The organism is Streptomyces sp. NBC_00316 (genome assembly GCF_036158715.1).
Lineage (GTDB): Bacteria > Actinomycetota > Actinomycetes > Streptomycetales > Streptomycetaceae > Streptomyces.
The window spans coordinates 3,681,123-3,699,161 of the sequence record NZ_CP108023.1 but is presented as its reverse complement, the minus strand read 5'-3'; the positions used below and the strand labels follow the sequence as shown (position 1 = coordinate 3,699,161).

The following is an 18,039-nucleotide window of genomic DNA, read 5'->3' as shown; positions in this document are numbered from 1 at the left end:
CGGGTATGGTCCATTTCCATGACAGATCCCTGGTCCACTTTCGGGGCCGACCTGCATATCGACCCGGCCGGTGCGGCGGGGCTGCGGGCCGGGCTGATGGACGCGCTGCGAGAGGCCGTACGGAGCGGGCGGCTGACGCCGGGGACCCGGCTTCCGTCGTCCCGTACGCTCGCCGCCGATTTGGGGATCGCCCGGAACACCGTGGCCGACGCCTACGCCGAACTGGTCGCCGAGGGGTGGCTCACCGCCCGGCAGGGTTCCGGCACCAGGGTCGCGCAGCGCGCCGAGCCACGCCGGTCGGCCACGACGGCGCCGCGGTCCGGGCCGGTGCGGCGCGGGCCCGCCTACAACCTGAGGGCCGGTTCGCCCGACCTCTCGACGTTTCCGCGCGCCGACTGGCTCAAGGCGTCCCGGCGCGCCCTGACCGCCGCACCCAACGATGCCTTCGGATACGGCGATCCGCGCGGGCGCATCGAGCTGCGCACCGTGCTGGCCGGCTATCTGGCCCGGGCGCGCGGTGTCCATGCGGACCCGGAGACGATCGTGATCTGCTCCGGATTCGTCCACGGTCTGATGCTGATGGGGAAGGTGCTGCGGCAGCGGCGGGTGCGGGAGGTGGCCGTCGAGTCGTACGGACTGGACGTGCACGGGAACCTGCTCGGGGAGGCCGGACTGCGCACCCCCTGTCTGCCGCTCGACCGGCTCGGATCCCGGACCGGGGAGCTGGCGGGGATGCGCGGGGTGGGTGCGGTGCTGCTGACGCCCGCGCACCAGTTCCCGACGGGGGTGCCGCTCCATCCGGACCGGCGGGCCGCGGCGGTCGACTGGGCGCGCGGTGCGGGCGGGCTGATCCTGGAGGACGACTACGACGGGGAGTTCCGTTACGACCGGCAGCCGGTCGGCGCCCTGCAGGGCCTCGACCCGGAGCGGGTCGTGTACATGGGGACGTCCAGCAAGTCCCTGGCACCGGGGCTGCGGCTGGCCTGGATGGTGCTGCCGCACGGGCTGGTGGGCGAGGTGGCCGAGGCCAAGGGGGAGGTCGACTGGGCATCGGGCGCACTGGACCAGCTGACGCTCGCGGAGTTCATCGAGTCCGGTGCTTACGACCGCCATGTGCGCTCGATGCGGCTGCGCTACCGGCGCCGCCGTGACCAGCTGGTCGCGGCGCTCGCGGAACGGGCCCCCGCCCTGCACGTCAGCGGGATCGCCGCCGGACTGCACGCCGTACTCGAACTCCCCGAAGGCACCGAACGATCGGTGATCCAGGCCGCCGCCTGGCAGGGGCTGGCCCTGGAGGGCCTGTCCCGCTTCCGGCACGCGGACGCCGAGCCGGGCGGCGACGCCCTGGTCATCGGCTACGGCACCCCGACGGACAGCGCGTGGACCGGCGCCCTGGAAGCGCTCTGCCGCGTACTTCCGTAAGGACCGGCACCGGTGCAGATCGTCCGAAGAGCGCACGGGGATCTGCGCGGACGCTCTGCACGCCACCCGGTGCACACCGCTCCGAGCCGCCCTCTAATCTGACGATCGGCTTTATGACGCGAACCGGACGACGGGGGAGAAGAAACATGGCCAAGCGCAGGGTGAGGTCGAGCACGGTGGTGCTCGGCTCCATGGGAGTTCTCGCGGCGACGATCACTTCCTGTGGCTCGGAACCGGACAAGCGGTGCGTGGACCCGGTCACGCACTCCAAGCTGCCGAGCTACGAGTGCAAGAGCAGCAGCGGCAAGGGCGACTACTACTACGGCGGCAGCTCCAAGGGCAGCAAGGTCCAGGGCGGCAGCTTCGACAAGTCCGCCGTCGACCGCGGCGGCTTCGGCTGCTCCGGTACGGCCGGCGGCTGACCGGTCATGGAACGTCGCACCACCGAACCGCGCCCCGGCTGGCAGGAGATCGTCGAGGAGCAGGGGATCGTCTATCCGCTGACCCGCTACCCGGACGGCTCGCTGCGCCCCTACTGGGACGAGAGCGCCTACTACGTCTTCTCGCTGCCCGAGGTCGAGGCGCTGGAGGACGTCGTCGAGGAACTGCACGCGATGTGCCTGGCCGCCGCCGCGCACATCGTCGAGCAGGACCGCTTCGCCGACCTCGGCATCACCGACCGGCGACTGGTCGCCCTGATCTCCGAGTCCTGGCACCGCCGCGCCGAACTGCCGTCCCTGTACGGCCGGTTCGACCTGCGCTACGACGGAAGCGGTCCGGCGAAGATGCTGGAGTACAACGCCGACACCCCCACCTCACTCGTGGAGGCCGCCAGCGCCCAGTGGTTCTGGATGGAGGACCGCTTCCCGGACGCCGACCAGTGGAACTCCCTTCATGAACGCCTCGTCGCCGCATGGAAGCGGCAGGCCGCACTGCTGCCACCGGGACCGCTGCACTTCGCCCACTCCGAGGGGGACGAACTCGGCGAGGACCTGATGACGGTCGCGTATCTGCGCGAGACCGCCGAGCAGGCCGGGATCGATACGGAGGCGCTCTCCATCGAGCAGATCGGCTGGGACCGCCTGGCCGGACGGTTCGTCGACGCCCGGCTCCGCTTCATCCGCAGCTGCTTCAAGCTCTACCCCTGGGAGTGGCTGGCGACCGACCGCTTCGGCCCCCATGTCCTGGACACCCTCGACAACGGCGGCGGTACGGGCACCACCTGCTGGATCGAGCCCGCCTGGAAGATGCTCCTCTCCAACAAGGCGCTGCTGGCCATCCTCTGGGAGCTCTATCCGGGGCACCCGAATCTGCTGCCCTCCTATCTCGACGGCCCCCGCGAACTGGCCGGGGACGGGGACGGGGGCAGCGGACCGTGCGCCGGCTATGTCGCCAAGCCACTGCTCGGCCGTGAGGGCGCCGGTGTCACGATCCATGAGCCGGGCAGCCCCGCGGTGCTGCGCGACGAACCGTGCTGCTACCAGGAACTGGCCCCGCTGCCGGATTTCGACGGCAACCGTGTGGTGCTCGGCGCATGGGTCGTCGAGGACGAGGCGGCAGGGCTCGGCATCCGGGAATCGGCGGGGCTCGTCACGGACGAGTACGCACGCTTCCTGCCCCACGTCATCCTTTAGCGGGCTGTCCCTGAGCCCTCCCGGACCGGTGGGGCCGGGGAGCGGCTGCGGGGCCCCGCAGCCCGTCCCGGCCCGGCTCCGTCACCCACGCAGTACTTCGCGGAGCTGTTCGAGGCCCCAGTCCAGATCCTCCTTGCTGATCACCAGGGGCGGGGCGATCCGGATCGTGGAGCCGTGGGTGTCCTTGACCAGTACCCGGCGGTCCATCAGCTTCTCGGAGATCTCCCGGCCCGTGCCGTGGCTCGGAGCGATGTCGATGCCCGCCCACAGCCCGCGGCCCCGCACCGCGTCCACCGCGCCGCCGCCCACCAGCAGCCCCAGCTCCTGGTGGAGGTGGTCGCCCAACTCCTTCGCCCGCTGCTGGTATTCGCCGGTGCGGAGCATCGCGATGACCTCCAGCGCGACCGCGCAGGCGAGCGGGTTGCCGCCGAATGTCGAGCCGTGCTCACCGGGCCGGTAGACCCCGAGCACGGCGGCCGACGAGACGACGGCCGACACCGGCACCACACCGCCGCCCAGCGCCTTGCCGAGCACATACATGTCCGGTACGACGCCCTCGTGCTCGCAGGCGAACGTCCTGCCCGTCCGGCCCAGCCCCGACTGGATCTCGTCCGCGATGAACAGCACATTCCGCTCGCGGGTCATCTCACGCACCTGGGGGAGATAGCCGGGCGGCGGCACCAGCACCCCGGCCTCGCCCTGGATCGGCTCCAGCAGCACCGCCACGGTGTTCTCCGTCATGGCCGCACGCATCGCGGTCAGGTCCCCGTACGGCACGATCTCGAACCCCGGGGTGTACGGGCCGAAGTCCGCCCGTGCCTCCTGGTCCGTGGAGAAGCTGATGACGGTCGTCGTCCGTCCGTGGAAGTTGTTCGACGCAACAATGATCTTTGCCATGCCGTCCGGGACGCCCTTGACCCGGTAGCCCCACTTGCGGGCGGTCTTCACCGCGGTTTCCACGGCCTCCGCCCCGGTGTTCATGGGCAGCACCATCTCCATGCCGCACAACTCGGCGAGCTGCGTACAGAAGTCCGCGAACCGGTCGTGGTGGAAGGCGCGCGAGGTCAGCGTCACCCGGTCCAGCTGAGCCTTGGCCGCGTCGATCAGTCGCCGGTTGCCGTGGCCGAAGTTGAGCGCCGAGTAGCCGGCGAGCATGTCGAGGTAGCGCCGGCCCTCGATGTCGGTCATCCAGGCGCCTTCCGCCGAGGCGACGACGACCGGAAGCGGATGGTAGTTGTGTGCGCTGTGCGCCTCGGCGGAGGCGATGGCAGTTTCCCTGGTCGACACGGGATCTCCGTTCGTCGTGCGGCGTGGGCTGGGGTGGTGCCCACTTTGTATCGTCGGTCGGATCTCCGGGGAGGAAACCTTCAATTCACGGCGCGCCCGTGAGTTTGCGCAGTCAGAGGTCCAGGAGCTGCTGACGTGGGCCGGTCTCGCGGCCGCCCCAGCCGCCACCGCCACCGCCACCCCGGCGGGCCACCAGGGGCCGCAGGGCCAGAGCGAGCGCCGCCCCCGCCACCACCCCGGGCACGGCCCACCACACACCGTCGAAGCGGCCGGCGGAGCCGGCGGCCCTGGCGGTGTCCGCGGAAGCCGACGGGGGAGCGGACGAGGAAGTCTCCGGTTCCGATGCGAGGCCGGCCAACGGGTCCGTCGGGGCGGACACCTTTGTGTTCCCCCAGGCCTGCGGGAACACGCTCGCGTACGCGTGCTCGTAGCTTCTCTTCCCCATCAGCCCGAGCTCCGTGAACAGTTTGACCAGCCTCGCCGGATTCTGCGCGCGGTGCCAGTACCCACGGTAGGTATAGGGGACTTCGGAGGCCGTGTGTATCCATACGGTGTCCGGATCATCGCCCGGGAAGACGCGGTCGGTCCGCATCGGCTCCATGTCCAGGACCATCCAGGTCACATTGATCTGCCGGGTCCCCATCGCCGCGTCCACGCTCTGCGGCCGCTGCTTGGCGCCCTTTCCGGCCGGGCCCAGCAAGGCCTCCAGCTCGGCATACCTCGGATCCGAGACGGAGAGTGCGGTCACCTCCCCGCTCTCGGGCGAAGAGACGAGGACGGTCGTCGATCCGCCGGCCACCGCACTCGGCGCGAGGCAGAGACCCAGCCCCCACACCACGGCCAGCACGGCCGACCGCCGCAGGAACCGTGCCCCCGGCCACCGCCCGGACCGGCCCTTGCGCCGTTGATCGGAACGCACCCGCGGCCCTCGCATGAACAGGCTCCCCGGCTTTCGCATGACGTCCCCTTTTGCCCTGTCGCACTGTGCGGTACGGCCCGTCCGTACCGCGTCACCTCTGATACACCGCTCGGGCCCCGCTGGTTCCGCTCCGGCGCCCACCGATCCCGGACCCACCGATCCCGGACCACCGATCCCGGACCCACCGATCCCGGGCCTATCGATCGCCGGCCCGTCCGAGCGCGGACCGGGCGACCGCGCGGGCCCGCTCCCGCGCATCCACGCCCTCCAGCCGCAGTGTCAGCCGATCGTCCTGCACCCACAACAGCGTGGGCCCAGCCGTCCGTTGGGACCGCGTCCACCGGATGCCGTCCCCGTCGACCATGCCGAAGCGCAGCACATGCGGCCGGGCGAACCACAGCCCGTCCACCCGGCCGCCGTGGCCGTCGTCGATCCCCAGCCACTCCGGCTGCTCCCGCACCTGCTTGGTGAAGTACGGATCCAGGGCCGACAGGAACTCGTCGACCCGTACCGTCCTTCCGTCCTCCCGCCAGCACAGGGTGACCATCGACCGGCCCTCCGGCAGCCCTGTCACGGCCACGGCCTCCGGTGCGCCGAGCGCCGTCGGCACGACCGGCCGGAAACCCGACCGCCGCGCCGCCTCCGACAGCGTCACAGGGGTGCCGCAGCCCGGCACCGGCGCACCTGGCCGCTCGGGGGCCGGCGCGGACGGGTCGTACCGCACCTCGACGCCGCCGAAGTCGAACCAGTCCGCGACCGTCGCCCGCACCGGTGGCGTCAGGACCAGCACGACCAGGACCCCCGAGAGGGCCGCGACCAGCAGGCGGACCCGCCTCCGCACCCACGCGCCGGCCCGCTCCAGCCGCCCCGGAGGCACGGGCACCGGCACCGGGACCGCCTCCGCGACGATCTGCGCCAGCACCCGCTCGGCCATCGTCGGTCCGTCGCTCCGCCGTTCCCGCTCCGGCACATCCATCCCGCGCCCCAGCGCCAGCAACTCCGCCCGCAGGCGCGCCCGGTCATCGCCACGCCCCCGGTCCACGTCACTCATGCCCCTCACCCCCTTCCGCCCCTCTCCCGTCCGCGGTCGTCCCGAGCTTCTTCTCCAGCTTCCTCAGTGCGCGGTTCAGCCGGGACTTCACCGTCCCCCGCGGCCAGCCCAGCGCCTGTGCCGTCTCCGCCTCGTCCATCTCCAGCAGGTAGCGGTACGTGACGACCCGACGGTGCTCCTCGCTCAGCTCGTCGAGCGCGGCCGTCAGCAGCGTCCGCCGCTCGCTTGTGAGCGCCGCCACCGCCGGATCCGCCGACTCGGGTATCGCCGGATCGGCACCCTGGAACAGCGCCTCGCGCCCGGCCACCGCCCGCGCCCGGCCCGCCGACCGGACTGTGTTCCTCGTCTCATTCACCACGATCCGCAGCAGCCATGGCCGGAACGCCGCCCCCTCCCGGAAACGGCCCAGCGACTGATACGCCTTGAAGAACGCGGACTGCACCACATCCTCCGCGTCGGCCCCCGCACCGAAAGCGACCGCGGCCCGCAGGGCGACGCCCGTGTGGGCGCGCACCAGCTGCGCGTATGCCTCCGCCTCCCCGGCGCGCACACGTGCGATCACCGCCGCCTCGTCCTCGGCCGGCGCTCTCGCCGCCGCCTCGGCCCGAGTCCCGGCCTGCTGCCCGGTCCGTCCCTCGACCTGCCCCTCGGCACGCCCGAGAGCGCGGTCCGCACCCTCGTCGTCGACGGCGCGGCCCCCCTCCCGGCCCCCGTGCAGGGCCCCCTCCTGCGTCCTCACACCTTTCATACACCGGCTGCCGGAGATCGGTTCCGTACCTGAGACAATGAGTTTCATGGCCTCTGAACGCCCCCGCGTGCTCTCCGGAATCCAGCCCACCGCAGGCTCGTTCCACCTCGGCAACTACCTCGGTGCGGTCCGCCAGTGGGTGGCGCTGCAGGAGTCCCACGACGCCTTTTACATGGTCGTGGACCTGCATGCGATCACCGTCCCGCAGGACCCCGCCGAGCTGCGTGCGAACACCCGTCTCGCTGCCGCACAGCTGCTCGCCGCCGGACTCGACCCGGAGCGCTGCACGCTGTTCGTCCAGAGCCACGTCCCCGAGCACGCCCAGCTCGGCTGGGTGATGAACTGCCTCACCGGCTTCGGCGAGGCGTCCCGGATGACGCAGTTCAAGGACAAGTCCGCGAAGCAGGGCGCCGACCGGGCCACCGTCGGCCTCTTCACCTACCCGGTCCTCCAGGTCGCGGACATCCTGCTGTACCAGGCCAACCAGGTCCCGGTCGGCGAGGACCAGCGCCAGCACATCGAGCTGACCCGCGACCTCGCCACGCGTTTCAACGGCCGGTTCGGCGAGACCTTCACCATCCCGGACCCGTACATCCTCAAGGAGACGGCGAAGATCTTCGACCTTCAGGACCCGTCGTCGAAGATGAGCAAGTCGACGGCCAACCCGAAGGGGCTGATCAACCTCCTCGACGAGCCGAAGACCACGGCCAAGAAGGTCAAGAGCGCGGTCACCGACACGGACACGGTCATCCGGTACGACGCCGAGAACAAGCCGGGCATCAGCAACCTCCTGACCGTCTACTCGACCCTCACCGGAACCCGTATCGCGGATCTGGAGCAGAAGTACGAGGGCAAGGGCTACGGTGCGTTGAAGACCGACCTCGCAGGGGTCATGGTCGAGTTCGTCACACCGTTCCGGACCCGCACCCAGGAATATCTCGACGACCCGGAGACGCTGGACTCGATCCTGGCCAAGGGGGCGGAGAAGGCCCGGGCGGTGGCCGCCGAGACCCTCGCGCTGACCTACGACCGGATGGGCTTTCTGCCTGCGAAGCACTGAGTCCAAGGACCCTGGCGGGATGGCGGCCGCAGGCGTCACACTGGCGACGGGAAACAGATCCCGGTGACGGCGTGAAGCCGTCCACCGACCTTCGAAGATTGAGGAGAACGACGTGGGGACCGTAACGCTCGGCGTTTCGATCGCGGTCCCGGAGCCCTACGGCAGCCTGCTCCAGGAGCGGCGCGCGAGCTTCGGGGACCCTGCCGCATACGGCATTCCCACTCACGTCACCCTTCTCCCGCCGACCGAGGCCGAGGCGGCCGACCTGCCCGCGGTCGAACGGCATCTCGCCGGGATCGCGACGGGCGGCCGGCCCTTTCCGATGAGGCTGTCCGGCACGGGGACCTTCCGGCCCCTGTCGCCGGTCGTCTACGTCCAGGTCGTCGAGGGCGCGGCGGCCTGCGCCTGGCTGCAGAAGCGGGTGCGGGACGCGTCCGGCCCGCTGGTGCGCGAGCTGCAGTTCCCCTACCACCCGCATGTGACCGTGGCGCACGACATCGCCGAGGAGGCGATGGACCGGGCGTACCAGGAGCTCTCCGACTACGAGGCGTCCTGGACGTGCGCTTCCTTCGCGCTGTACGAGCAGGGTGCGGACGCGGTCTGGCGCAAGATCAACGAGTTTGCGTTCGGGGCCGGGGACGGCACGCCGGCCGTGCCCGCGCAGGGCGGCAGCTCCGTGGACGAGCCGTCCCTGCACCCCTGAGGCCGTCGGGCACCGTAGCGGGTCTGCCGGGCCGTGTGCCGCAGCGGAACCGATCGGAGGGGGCCCCGTGACAGAGCCCCTCGGGCCCGTGAGCGCGACGCGGCCGCTCGGCGGTGACGAGTGGGCCGTGACCGGGCCGCTCAGACCGCAAGCCGCCGGAAGAGCGGCCGCGGCACATGCCGCAGCGCCGACATGACCACCCGCAGTGCCCCCGGCACCCACACTGTCTCCGAGCGCCGCCGCAGCCCCGTCACGATCGCGTCCGCGACCGCCTCAGGAGTCGTCGCGAGCGGTGCCCCGGCCGTCGTCGCCATGGCCTTCGACCGCACGAAGCCGGGGCGCACGACCATCACATGCACCCCGGTCCCGTGCAGCGCGTCCCCGAGCCCCTGGGCGAACGCGTCGAGGCCCGCCTTGCTCGACCCGTAGATGAAGTCCGCGCGGCGGGCGCGCTCGCCCGCCACGGAGGACAGCACCACCAGCGATCCATGTCCCTGCGCCTGGAGTGCGCCGGCGCACACCAGACCGGCGGAGACCGCCCCCGTGTAGTTGGTCTGGGCGACCCGAACCGCGGAGAGCGGCTCCTCCTCGTCGCGCGCCTGGTCCCCGAGGATGCCGAACGCGAGCAGCACCATGTCGATGTCGCCCTCGGTGAAGATCTTGCCGAGGGCCGTCTCGTGCGACTCGGAGTCGAGGGCGTCGAAGTCGACTGTTCGGACGTACGCGCCCAGTTCGCGCAGTTCCGCCGCGGCCGCCTCCCGCTCCGGCGAGGGGCGGCCGGCCAGCCAGACCGTGCGGGTGCGGCCGGCGATCAGGCGGCGTGCGGTGGCCAGCCCGATCTGCGACGTGCCGCCGAGAACGAGCAGGGACTGCGGGGCACCGAAGGCGTCCTTCACGAAAACACTCCTAGCGGGGGCGGCGGACAGTGAGGGGCAGGGGCTGGGACAGGAGACGGGTCACGGGCTGAGGCAGGAGACCGGCCCGAGGCAGGACTGGGCGGCGTGACAGGGGATCAGCCGGGGGAGGGGGACAGGGGGCACGGGGCCGGGATCAGAGTGCGAGCCGCCGCGACAGATCCGAACGGAACGCTCCGTCCGGATCCAGTTTGGTGCGCAGCGCCCGGAACGCGGGCAGCCGCGGGTACATCGCGGCCAGCGTCTCGGGGCGCAGCCGGGAGTCCTCCGCCAGGCAGACGCGCCCGCCCGCCGCTGCTACTTCGTCGTCCAGTCCGTCGAGGAAGCGGGCCAGGCCCGGCAGCGAGGCCGGCAGATCGAGGGCGAGTTCCCAGCCCGGCATCGGGAAGGACAGCCAGCCGGGATCACCGTCCCCGAACCGCTTGAGCACGGCGAGGAACGACGGGCATCGCCGCTGCGCGATCCGCCGGACGATCCGGTGGATCGCCTGCTCCTGTCCGTGCCCGACCACGAACCGGTACTGCAGGAAGCCGCCGCGGCCGTAGCACCGGTTCCAGTGCGGTACGCCGTCCAGCGGGTGGAAGAACGTGGACAGCCTCTGGAGTTCGCCGGTGCGGAACCTGGGGGCTCTGCGGTACCAGAACTCGTTGAACAGGGCGACGGAGGTGCGGCCGAGCAGGCCGTCCGGTACGAACGGCGGAGCCGCGGGCAGTCGGCCCGGGCGGAACGTGAGCGGTGTGCGCCGGGCGCGCGCCGGTAGCACGTGCAGGGGCGCGTGCTCCCCCCGCGTGAGTACGGAGCGCCCCGTCGCCCGGCCGCGGGCGAGCAGGTCGATCCAGGCGGCCGAGTAGCGGTAGCGATGGTCGGAGGCGGTGAGCCGGGCCATCAAGTCGTCCAGATCGGCGGTCCGTTCGGTGTCGACCCACATCAGTGACGTCTGGACGGGGTGGAACTGGAGCGTGGCCGAGAGGATCACCCCGGTCAGCCCCATGCCTCCCGTGGTCGCGTCGAACAGCGCGGTGCCGGGCCGGACCGTGTGGACCGTGCCATCCGCGGTCAGCAGCTCCATGTGCCGTACATGCCGGGAGAAGGAGCCGGAGACATGCTGATTCGCGCCGTGGATGTCGGCGCCGATCGCGCCGCCCACGGTGACGTAACGGGTCGCGGGGGTCACCGGCACGAACCAGCCGAGCGGCAGCAGCAATTCCATCAGCCGGTGCAGGCTCACACCCGCGTCGCACACCACCAGTCCGGAGGCGGCGTCGACGGTACGGATCCGGTTCAGTGCGGTCATGTCGAGGACGGAACCGCCCGCGTTCTGCGCCGCGTCGCCGTGGGCCCGGCCGAGCCCCCGCGCGATGGAACCACGGGGCCCGCAGCCACGTACCGCGGCCGCCGCCTCCTCGTAGGTGCGAGGGCGGAACCGCAGGGCGGTCGTCGGGGCGGTACGGCCCCAGCCGGCCAGGGACACGGTGTCGACAGACATGGTGGTGACCGTATCGCCCGAGAAAACCCCTTTGAGGGATTTGTTACAACACTCACCGAAATGGGTGATTGAAAGAGTGTCAGCGGTTTATGGCACGGAACTTCCTTGCTTGACCAGAAGAGTTCGGTGGGGACCCGCATATCGGTTTCTCGCGCCCCGGAGGGTACGCGTACGTCATGGACTGGCTGAAGAATCTCCCCCTCATCGGACCTCTGGTCTCCTGGCTCATGACGACGCACGCCTGGCGCTCGTACGAACGGCTCGACCGGGTCCACTGGACCAGGCTCGCCGCCGCGATCACCTTCATCAGCTTCCTCGCGCTCTTCCCGCTGATCGCGGTCGGTGCGGCGATCGGCGCCGCGACGCTCACCACCGAGCAGCTGGACAAGATCGAGAAAAAGGTCGCCGAGCAGGTGCCGGGGATCTCCGACCAGCTCGGCATCGACAATCTGGTGGCCCACGCGGGTACGGTCGGGCTGATCGCCGGTGTGGTGCTGCTGTTCACCGGTGTCGGCTGGATCGGCGCGATGCGGGACTGTCTGCGCGCGGTCTGGGAGAGGGACGACGTGGACGAGGGCAATCCGGTCCTCCGCAAACTCAAGGACGCCGGACTGCTGCTCGGCCTCGGTGGCGCGGCGCTGGTCACCCTCGCCGCCTCCACGGCCGGCTCCACCGCGGTCGGCTGGACCGCCCGCCTGGTGGGCCTTTCCGACCACGGGGCCGGCGGGGTGCTGCTGCAGACCGCAGCCCTGGTGGTGGCGGCTCTGGCCGACTTCCTGCTGCTGCTCTACCTGCTGACGCTGCTGCCCGGCGTCAAGCCCCCGCGCCGCCGGCTGGTGACGGCCGCGGTGATCGGTGCAGTCGGCTTCGAACTCCTCAAGCTGCTGCTCGGCAGCTATATGAAGGGCGTCGCGTCGAAGAGCATGTACGGCGCCTTCGGCGTGCCGATCGCCCTGCTGCTGTGGATCAACTTCACCGCGAAACTGCTGCTGTTCTGTGCCGCCTGGACGGCGACGCCGAGCAGGAAGGAGTCCAAGCAGGGCGCCGCCGAGGTCAGCGGCGAGGAAGGCGGCGCACCAGGTCCGGCAGCGGCCAGCGCCGGTTGACCAGGAACACACCGGCGGCCAGCAGGGCCAGGACGCCGCCGGTGATCCCCAGTGCGACACCGATCCCGCTGGAGCCGCCGGCCGCCGAGGCGTGGGTGGCGGCCGGCCCCTTCTTGCCGTCGTCGGCCGCGGTCGTCCCGCCGGCCGATTCCGAACCCTTCCCCACGCCGGTCTCCGCCGATTTCGGGGGGACCAGCTCGCCGACCGGGGTCACCTTGCCGGCCGCGTCGAAGCCCCAGTCGAGCAGACTCGCGGCCTCCTTGTAGACGGCGTGGGCCTCGTCGGACGACGGGTTCATGACGGTGACGAGCAGCACCTTGCCGTTGCGCTCGGCGACGCCCGTGAAGGTGTTGCCCGCGTGCGTGGTATAGCCGTTCTTGACGCCCGCGATGCCCTTGTACGGCACGACGCCGGCGTCACCGGTGAGCAGACGGTTGGTGTTCTGGATCTGGAAGCTCTCGCGCTTCTTGCCCTCCTTCTCCTCTCCGGGGAAGTCGGCCGCGGCCGTCGAGCAGTACTCGCGGAAGTCCGCCTTCTGCAGCCCGCTGCGGGCGAACAGCGTGAGGTCGTACGCGCTGGAGACCTGCTCGGGAGCGTCGTAACCGTCGGGCGACACGACCTGCGTGTCGAGGGCCTGCAGCTCCTCCGCGTGCTCCTGCATGGCGGCGACGGTCTTGGGTACGCCGCCGTACATCGAGGACAGCACATGCACCGCGTCGTTGCCGGAGCGCAGGAAGACGCCCAGCCACAGGTCGTGGACCGTGTACGTCTGGTGCTCCTTGACGCCGACCAGACTGCTGCCCTCGCCGATGCCGGCGAGATCCTCGTTCGAGACCTTGTGCGTCATGGTCTTCGGCTGCAGCTCGGGCGATTCCATGATCGTGTCCGCGAACAGCATCTTCAGCGTCGACGCCGGGGGCAGCCGCCAGTGCGGGTTGTGCGAAGCGAGCACCTCGCCGCTCTCCGCGTCCGCGACGATCCAGGACCGGCCGGCGAGGTCCTTGGGCAGCACCGGAGCGCCGGGCCCCAGTTCCACCTGGGTGCCGATGCGGGCGAGCCGCTCGCCGCCCACCTTCGACATCGGGGCCGTCGGCTTGGGGTTGTCGGACGTGTCCTGGTCGACCGCAGACGCAGGGACTACGACAAAAGTGGACAACAGGGCGGCAGAGGTGACCGTCAGCGCGATCTTTTTCAGAGCAGGCACGGTCGGAAACGTACAGGCAGATGATGTGGAGGGGGATGCGGACCGCCGGACCCGCCATGCGGACTGCCGGGACAGCCCACCCCGAGCGGACCGGCCCGACTCCGGTGGCGATACTGGATCCATGAAGCTCAGCCGCCCCGTCTCCTGGTTCCTGCTCGCCTTCGGGGTGTGGAGCTGGTGCATTTGGGTCACTTTCGCCAAGAATCTATGGAAAGACGGCAGTGGACTTGCCTTCGACGACGCGGGTGACCCGACTGCTTACTTCTGGGTACATCTGCTGCTCGCCATCACGTCCTTTCTTCTGGGGACGGCGGTCGGTGTGATCGGGTTCCGCGGTCTCAGGGCACTGCGCCACGCACGTGCATAACCGGTCACGCGCCGACCGGACATAGGCGTACGAAGTGCACGCCCATGAAGCGCAGGCGCACGAAACGCATACATGAGAGGCCGGAGGGGGAGCGCACGTGGCAGTCGTCTTCGTTCTGGTGGCGGTTGCGGTCCTCGCGCTGCTGGCCGGTGTGCACCGCTATGTGTGGCGCCGCTTGGTCGGCGACACGACCGCGCCGGGCAGCGCACTGCGCAAGGCGGGCACCGTGGCGGCCTGGCTGCTGCCCCTGCTGAGCGTCGGCGCCCTGGTCTCCGGGCGCGCGGGTGCCCCGTTCTGGCTGCAGCGGACGCTGGCCTGGCCGGGCTTCCTGTGGCTGGCGGCGCTGCTGTATCTGACGCTGGCTCTGCTGGTGGGCGAGGCGGTACGGCCCATCCTGCGACGGGTGCCGGCGCGACGGGCGGCCGGCGGCGCAGCGGCTGCAGCGGACGACGGGACGTCCGCCGCGGGCAGCGCAACGGCCGCCGGGATCCGTTCCGCCGAAACCGGCCCGGCTCCGGCCGACGCACCCGCGAGCGGAACCCCCGTCACGCTGGTCGCCGACGCTCCCGCCTCCTCTCCGGCCGTCGGCCCCTCCCGCCGCCTCTTCGTGGCGCGTGCCGTCGGTGGTGCGGCGGCCGTCGCAGGGTTCGGCACCGTCGGCTACGGCACCTACGGCGTGCTGCGCGGCCCGCGCGTCAAGCGGGTGACCGTACCGCTCGCCAAACTGCCACGTTCCGCCCACGGCTTCCGGATCGCCGTCGTGAGCGACATCCATCTCGGCCCGATCCTGGGCCGCGCCCACACCCAGCGGATCGTCGACACGATCAACCGGACCCAGCCCGATCTGATCGCCGTGGTCGGCGATCTCGTCGACGGATCCGTCCACGACCTCGGCCCGGCCGCCGAACCGCTGGCCCGGCTGACCTCCCGTCACGGCGCGTTCTTCGTCACCGGCAACCACGAATACTTCTCCGGTGCGGCCCAATGGGTCTCCCACGTAAGGGAATTGGGGCTGCACCCGCTGGAGAACGCCCGGGTCGAGATCGACGGCTTCGATCTGGCCGGGGTCAACGACATCGCCGGGGAGAGCGAGGGGCAGGGCCCCGATTTCGACCGCGCCCTCGGCGACCGCGACCGGACCCGTGCCTCCGTCCTCCTCGCCCACCAGCCCGTCGTCATCGACGACGCGGTCGCGCACGGCGTGGACCTGCAGCTCTCCGGTCACACCCACGGCGGTCAGCTCTGGCCGGGCAACTACATCGCCGAACTGGCCAACCCCACGGTCGCGGGGCTCGAACGCTACGGCGACACCCAGCTGTACGTCTCGCGCGGCGCGGGTGCCTGGGGTCCGCCCGTACGGGTCGGCGCCCCCTCCGACATCACCGTCGTGCAGCTCGCCTCGCGGCAGGCGTGACGACTGCCGGATCGTCACGAACGGAGCCGTACGGCCCCCGGCGGCACGACCATGCGACCGTGCGGCCGCACACCCGGGCAACCACATGGCTTCTCCACAGTTTTCGGCCGTTCGGCGCATCCGAGGTTTCAACTGTCAAACGAAAGGTCAAAGGGCAGGGATTTGCTCTTCCAGATGTGAAAATCGTGTGATTGGGTGAGCCGGAGCATGGAGTGATGTGCGTTTCTGAGCACATCTGCCCAGGTGGGGCTGGTAAGGGAGAGCACGGCAATGCGGTCGATCCGGCTACGGATTCTCGCGATCTTCGCGGTTTTGGTCATCGCAGGCGTCGTCGCCTGGCAGTTGCTTCCCTCGGACGAGGTGAAGAATGATCCGATCATGGTCGGCACGACGGACGAGGTGACCTCACTCGACCCGGCCGGCGCGTACGACGCCGGTTCCTGGGCGATGTACAGCAACGTGTACCAGTCCTTGATGACGTTCAAGTCCGGGGCGATCGTCCCCGAGCCGGACGCCGCCGAGAGCTGCGGGTTCATCGGTCAGAAGCTTCAGACGTACCAGTGCAAACTGCGCGACGACCTGACCTTCTCCAACGGCCGGAAGATCACCGCCGCCGATGTCGAGTACTCCATCGAGCGCATGATCAGGATCAAGACGGACGTCGGCCCCTCGGTGCTGTTCCCCAGCCTGAAGAACGTGGTGTCCAAGGGCCGCACGATCACCTTCAACCTCTCCTCGCGTGACGCGACCTTCCCGCAGAAGCTCGCCACCGGAGCCGGTTCGATCGTCGACCGCGACCAGTACCCGGCGGACAAGCTCCGTACCGGCAACACGGTCGACGGCTCGGGGCCGTACGTCCTGAAGTCGTACGAGCCCGGCATCAAGGCCGAACTCGTCCCGAACACGCGGTACAAGGGCGCGGTGAAGAAGACCGGCGTCCCGGTCACCATCCGCTACTACAAGCAGTCGGACGACCTTCTGGCGGCCTGGAGCTCCGGGCAGGTCCAAGTGACGCACCGGCAGCTGCCGCCCGCCACGCTCGCCGAACTGAACCCCGGCGACCCGGACATGCACGTCACCGAGGCGGACAGCGCCGAGATCCGCAACCTGGTCTTCAACGTGCGCGACGGTTCGCCGCTCGCCAACAAGAAGGTGCGGCAGGCCATCGCGTCGATCATCGACCGCGGACCGCTGGTCACCGACGTCTACAAGGGCACCGTCGAGCCGCTGTACTCGCTCATCCCGCAGGGATACATCGGGCACAGCACGCCGTTCTTCGACGACTACCCGACGCCCGACCAGGCGCGCGCCAAGAAGCTGATGCAGGAGGCCGGGGTGCAGACCCCGCTGCACATCAACTTCGCCTACCGCGCCGACGACGCGTACACGAAGGAGACCGCCGAGCTGCGCCGCCAGCTGGAGGCGGGCGGGCTGTTCAAGGTCTCGGTCAAGGCCGTGGAGTGGCAGGAGTTCCAGAAGGGGTACGCGGCCGGCAAGTACGACGCGTACACCGTGGGATGGCTGCCTGACTACCCGGACCCCGACACCTTCAGCCAGCCGCTCGTCGGTCGCGACACCAGCCTTCACAACGGCTACACCAGCAAGAAGATGGACCAGCTGATCTCCGCCACGCTGCAGTACAGCGACCGCAGCCGCACCGCGGGGGACTTCAAGGACCTCCAGGCGCTGGTCGGCGAGGACGTGCCGCTCGTACCGCTGTGGCAGAAGAAGGACTACGTCGTCAGCACGACGGATGTCTCCGGCTCGCAGTACCTGTCGGACGGCACGGGCATCTGGCGGCTGTGGGAGCTCAGCTGGATCTAGGGCCTCTCGTTGCCGGATCCGGTACGAGCCGGGGCCGAGCACCGAAGGACCAGGACCGGGGCCGGTCGGGGACTGTCGCACGAGGTGCGAGGTCTCCGGCCGGCCCCGGTCCGTTCACTGCTTCGCGGCACGCTTCCCGGGGGTGCGCTTCTTCGCGGCAGGCCGCTCTTCGGCCGCCCCGTCTTCGGCCGGCTGCCCGGCCGTCCCGGGGAGAAACTCCGTCAGTACGTCGTAGACCTGACGGACCAGCGGGCGAAGAACCCGGAACCGGGACAGTGCGATCGCGCGCGCGCCGATCGGGGCGGTGCGTTCGACGAGCCGGCGGCTGCGTTCGGCACCTTCCGTCCGGTCGTACACCCAGAACAGCACCAGACCCATCTGTATCAGCCACATCAGCTGAGGCAGTTCCTCCGCCAGGTCGGGGTCGACCTTGGTGCTGGAACCCGTCAGGCAGCGTTCGTGAATGGAGATCGCCGCCTCCCGGGCAGCGACCGAGTCCTGCGAGAACGGGGAGAGGGGGCTTTCCGGGTCGGCGGCGTTCTTGAAGAACTGGGCGGCGAAGCGGTGGTACGGCTCGGCCACGTCGAGCCAGCTGAGCAGTACCCCGCGCATGCGCACGGCCAGGTCCTTGTCGCCCGCCAGGACCGACCGGACCGCCGCTTCGTGCTCGGCGGCGAGCCGGTCGTAGAAGCCCTGGACGAGATGTTCCTTGCCGGCGAAGTAGTAGTAGGCGTTTCCGACGGAAACCCCGGCCTCCTGCGCGATGGCTCGCATCGTCGTCTTGTCGTAACCGCGTTCCTCGAAGAGCCGGAGCGCGGTTTCGAGAATGAGTGTGCGGGTCTGCTCGCTCTTGGGAGCCTTGACTTCCTTCACGTCCTTCGCTTCCTTCACCACGCCCCC

At 70.3% G+C, this 18,039-nt stretch carries 17 protein-coding genes; 9 read left to right on the top strand and 8 right to left on the bottom strand.

Annotated elements, in window-relative coordinates:
• The first annotated feature begins 18 nt into the window (after nt 1–18).
• The 3 genes from pdxR (at nt 19) to OG878_RS16320 (ending at nt 3,056) form a co-directional block, all read left to right on the top strand.
• Nucleotides 19–1,422: a MocR-like pyridoxine biosynthesis transcription factor PdxR gene (gene pdxR, locus OG878_RS16330; RefSeq protein ID WP_328887493.1), complete on the top strand. Its 1,404-nt coding sequence runs from the start codon at nt 19–21 to the stop codon at nt 1,420–1,422.
• A 146-nt stretch (nt 1,423–1,568) separates the two neighbouring features.
• A complete protein-coding gene (locus tag OG878_RS16325) occupies nt 1,569–1,844 on the top strand; it encodes a hypothetical protein (protein ID WP_277327934.1) in 276 nt (91 codons plus the stop codon).
• 6 nt (nt 1,845–1,850) lie between these two features.
• Entirely contained in the window at nt 1,851–3,056 is a 1,206-nt protein-coding gene (locus OG878_RS16320) for a glutathionylspermidine synthase family protein (RefSeq protein ID WP_328887492.1), read from the top strand.
• 81 nt (nt 3,057–3,137) lie between these two features.
• Here OG878_RS16320 and rocD read toward each other — a convergent pair whose 3' ends face one another.
• The 4 genes from rocD to OG878_RS16300 form a co-directional block, all read right to left on the bottom strand.
• Nucleotides 3,138–4,343, bottom strand: a complete 1,206-nt coding sequence (gene rocD / locus OG878_RS16315; protein WP_328887491.1) for an ornithine--oxo-acid transaminase — start codon at nt 4,341–4,343, stop codon at nt 3,138–3,140.
• A gap of 112 nt (nt 4,344–4,455) precedes the next feature.
• On the bottom strand, nt 4,456–5,301 hold the full coding sequence (locus tag OG878_RS16310; RefSeq protein WP_328887490.1) for a hypothetical protein: 846 nt from the start codon (nt 5,299–5,301) through the stop codon (nt 4,456–4,458).
• Nucleotides 5,302–5,458: 157 nt separating this feature from the next.
• Complete coding sequence (locus OG878_RS16305; protein WP_328887489.1) at nt 5,459–6,313, bottom strand: hypothetical protein; 855 nt, start codon at nt 6,311–6,313, stop codon at nt 5,459–5,461.
• A complete protein-coding gene (locus OG878_RS16300) occupies nt 6,306–6,875 on the bottom strand; it encodes an RNA polymerase sigma factor (RefSeq protein WP_328891261.1) in 570 nt (189 codons plus the stop codon). The genes OG878_RS16305 and OG878_RS16300 overlap by 8 nt, the downstream gene beginning before the upstream one ends.
• A gap of 232 nt (nt 6,876–7,107) precedes the next feature.
• Here OG878_RS16300 and trpS point away from each other — a divergent pair, with 232 nt between their 5' ends.
• Together trpS and OG878_RS16290 are read left to right on the top strand one after the other, a co-directional pair.
• Nucleotides 7,108–8,121, top strand: coding sequence for a tryptophan--tRNA ligase (gene trpS / locus OG878_RS16295; RefSeq protein WP_328887488.1), 1,014 nt, complete (start codon nt 7,108–7,110; stop codon nt 8,119–8,121).
• Between the two features lie 112 nt (nt 8,122–8,233).
• Nucleotides 8,234–8,824, top strand: coding sequence for a 2'-5' RNA ligase family protein (locus OG878_RS16290; RefSeq protein WP_328887487.1), 591 nt, complete (start codon nt 8,234–8,236; stop codon nt 8,822–8,824).
• A 140-nt stretch (nt 8,825–8,964) separates the two neighbouring features.
• On the opposite strand, the gene OG878_RS16285 is transcribed toward OG878_RS16290, so the two are convergent.
• Both OG878_RS16285 and OG878_RS16280 read right to left on the bottom strand, forming a co-directional pair.
• Nucleotides 8,965–9,720, bottom strand: a complete 756-nt coding sequence (locus tag OG878_RS16285; RefSeq protein WP_328887486.1) for a decaprenylphospho-beta-D-erythro-pentofuranosid-2-ulose 2-reductase — start codon at nt 9,718–9,720, stop codon at nt 8,965–8,967.
• A gap of 154 nt (nt 9,721–9,874) precedes the next feature.
• Nucleotides 9,875–11,224 (bottom strand): FAD-binding oxidoreductase, encoded by a 1,350-nt coding sequence (locus tag OG878_RS16280; protein WP_328887485.1) that lies wholly within the window; start codon nt 11,222–11,224, stop codon nt 9,875–9,877.
• 176 nt (nt 11,225–11,400) lie between these two features.
• On the opposite strand from OG878_RS16280, the gene OG878_RS16275 reads away from it, so the two are divergent.
• Nucleotides 11,401–12,330 carry a YihY/virulence factor BrkB family protein gene (locus OG878_RS16275; protein WP_328887484.1) on the top strand — a complete coding sequence of 310 codons (930 nt, stop codon included), beginning with the start codon at nt 11,401–11,403 and terminating at the stop codon, nt 12,328–12,330.
• Here OG878_RS16275 and OG878_RS16270 read toward each other — a convergent pair.
• Nucleotides 12,278–13,534 (bottom strand): D-alanyl-D-alanine carboxypeptidase family protein, encoded by a 1,257-nt coding sequence (locus OG878_RS16270; protein ID WP_328887483.1) that lies wholly within the window; start codon nt 13,532–13,534, stop codon nt 12,278–12,280. The two genes, OG878_RS16275 and OG878_RS16270, sit on opposite strands and share 53 nt — an antisense overlap.
• A gap of 121 nt (nt 13,535–13,655) precedes the next feature.
• Here OG878_RS16270 and OG878_RS16265 point away from each other — a divergent pair, with 121 nt between their 5' ends.
• The 3 genes from OG878_RS16265 (at nt 13,656) to OG878_RS16255 (ending at nt 17,139) form a co-directional block, all read left to right on the top strand.
• On the top strand, nt 13,656–13,901 hold the full coding sequence (locus OG878_RS16265) for an SCO4848 family membrane protein (protein WP_328887482.1): 246 nt from the start codon (nt 13,656–13,658) through the stop codon (nt 13,899–13,901).
• A 97-nt stretch (nt 13,902–13,998) separates the two neighbouring features.
• Nucleotides 13,999–15,315: a metallophosphoesterase gene (locus tag OG878_RS16260; RefSeq protein WP_328887481.1), complete on the top strand. Its 1,317-nt coding sequence runs from the start codon at nt 13,999–14,001 to the stop codon at nt 15,313–15,315.
• Between the two features lie 270 nt (nt 15,316–15,585).
• On the top strand, nt 15,586–17,139 hold the full coding sequence (locus OG878_RS16255) for an ABC transporter substrate-binding protein (protein ID WP_328887480.1): 1,554 nt from the start codon (nt 15,586–15,588) through the stop codon (nt 17,137–17,139).
• Between the two features lie 114 nt (nt 17,140–17,253).
• Here OG878_RS16255 and OG878_RS16250 read toward each other — a convergent pair whose 3' ends face one another.
• Nucleotides 17,254–18,033 (bottom strand): TetR/AcrR family transcriptional regulator, encoded by a 780-nt coding sequence (locus tag OG878_RS16250; protein WP_328887479.1) that lies wholly within the window; start codon nt 18,031–18,033, stop codon nt 17,254–17,256.
• Between the last annotated feature and the right edge of the window lie 6 nt (nt 18,034–18,039).

Excerpts from the sequence above, each read along its gene's own strand:
- OG878_RS16320 (WP_328887492.1), top strand. The coding sequence starts at position 1,851 with ATGGAACGTCGCACCACCGAACCGCGCCCCGGCTGGCAGGAGATCGTC.
- OG878_RS16275 (WP_328887484.1), top strand. The coding sequence starts at position 11,401 with ATGGACTGGCTGAAGAATCTCCCCCTCATCGGACCTCTGGTCTCCTGG.
- OG878_RS16255 (WP_328887480.1), top strand. The coding sequence starts at position 15,586 with ATGCGGTCGATCCGGCTACGGATTCTCGCGATCTTCGCGGTTTTGGTC.
- trpS (WP_328887488.1), top strand. The coding sequence starts at position 7,108 with ATGGCCTCTGAACGCCCCCGCGTGCTCTCCGGAATCCAGCCCACCGCA.
- OG878_RS16280 (WP_328887485.1), bottom strand. The coding sequence starts at position 11,224 with ATGTCTGTCGACACCGTGTCCCTGGCCGGCTGGGGCCGTACCGCCCCG.
- OG878_RS16265 (WP_328887482.1), top strand. The coding sequence starts at position 13,656 with ATGAAGCTCAGCCGCCCCGTCTCCTGGTTCCTGCTCGCCTTCGGGGTG.
- pdxR (WP_328887493.1), top strand. The coding sequence starts at position 19 with ATGACAGATCCCTGGTCCACTTTCGGGGCCGACCTGCATATCGACCCG.
- OG878_RS16325 (WP_277327934.1), top strand. The coding sequence starts at position 1,569 with ATGGCCAAGCGCAGGGTGAGGTCGAGCACGGTGGTGCTCGGCTCCATG.
- OG878_RS16310 (WP_328887490.1), bottom strand. The coding sequence starts at position 5,301 with ATGCGAAAGCCGGGGAGCCTGTTCATGCGAGGGCCGCGGGTGCGTTCC.
- OG878_RS16305 (WP_328887489.1), bottom strand. The coding sequence starts at position 6,313 with ATGAGTGACGTGGACCGGGGGCGTGGCGATGACCGGGCGCGCCTGCGG.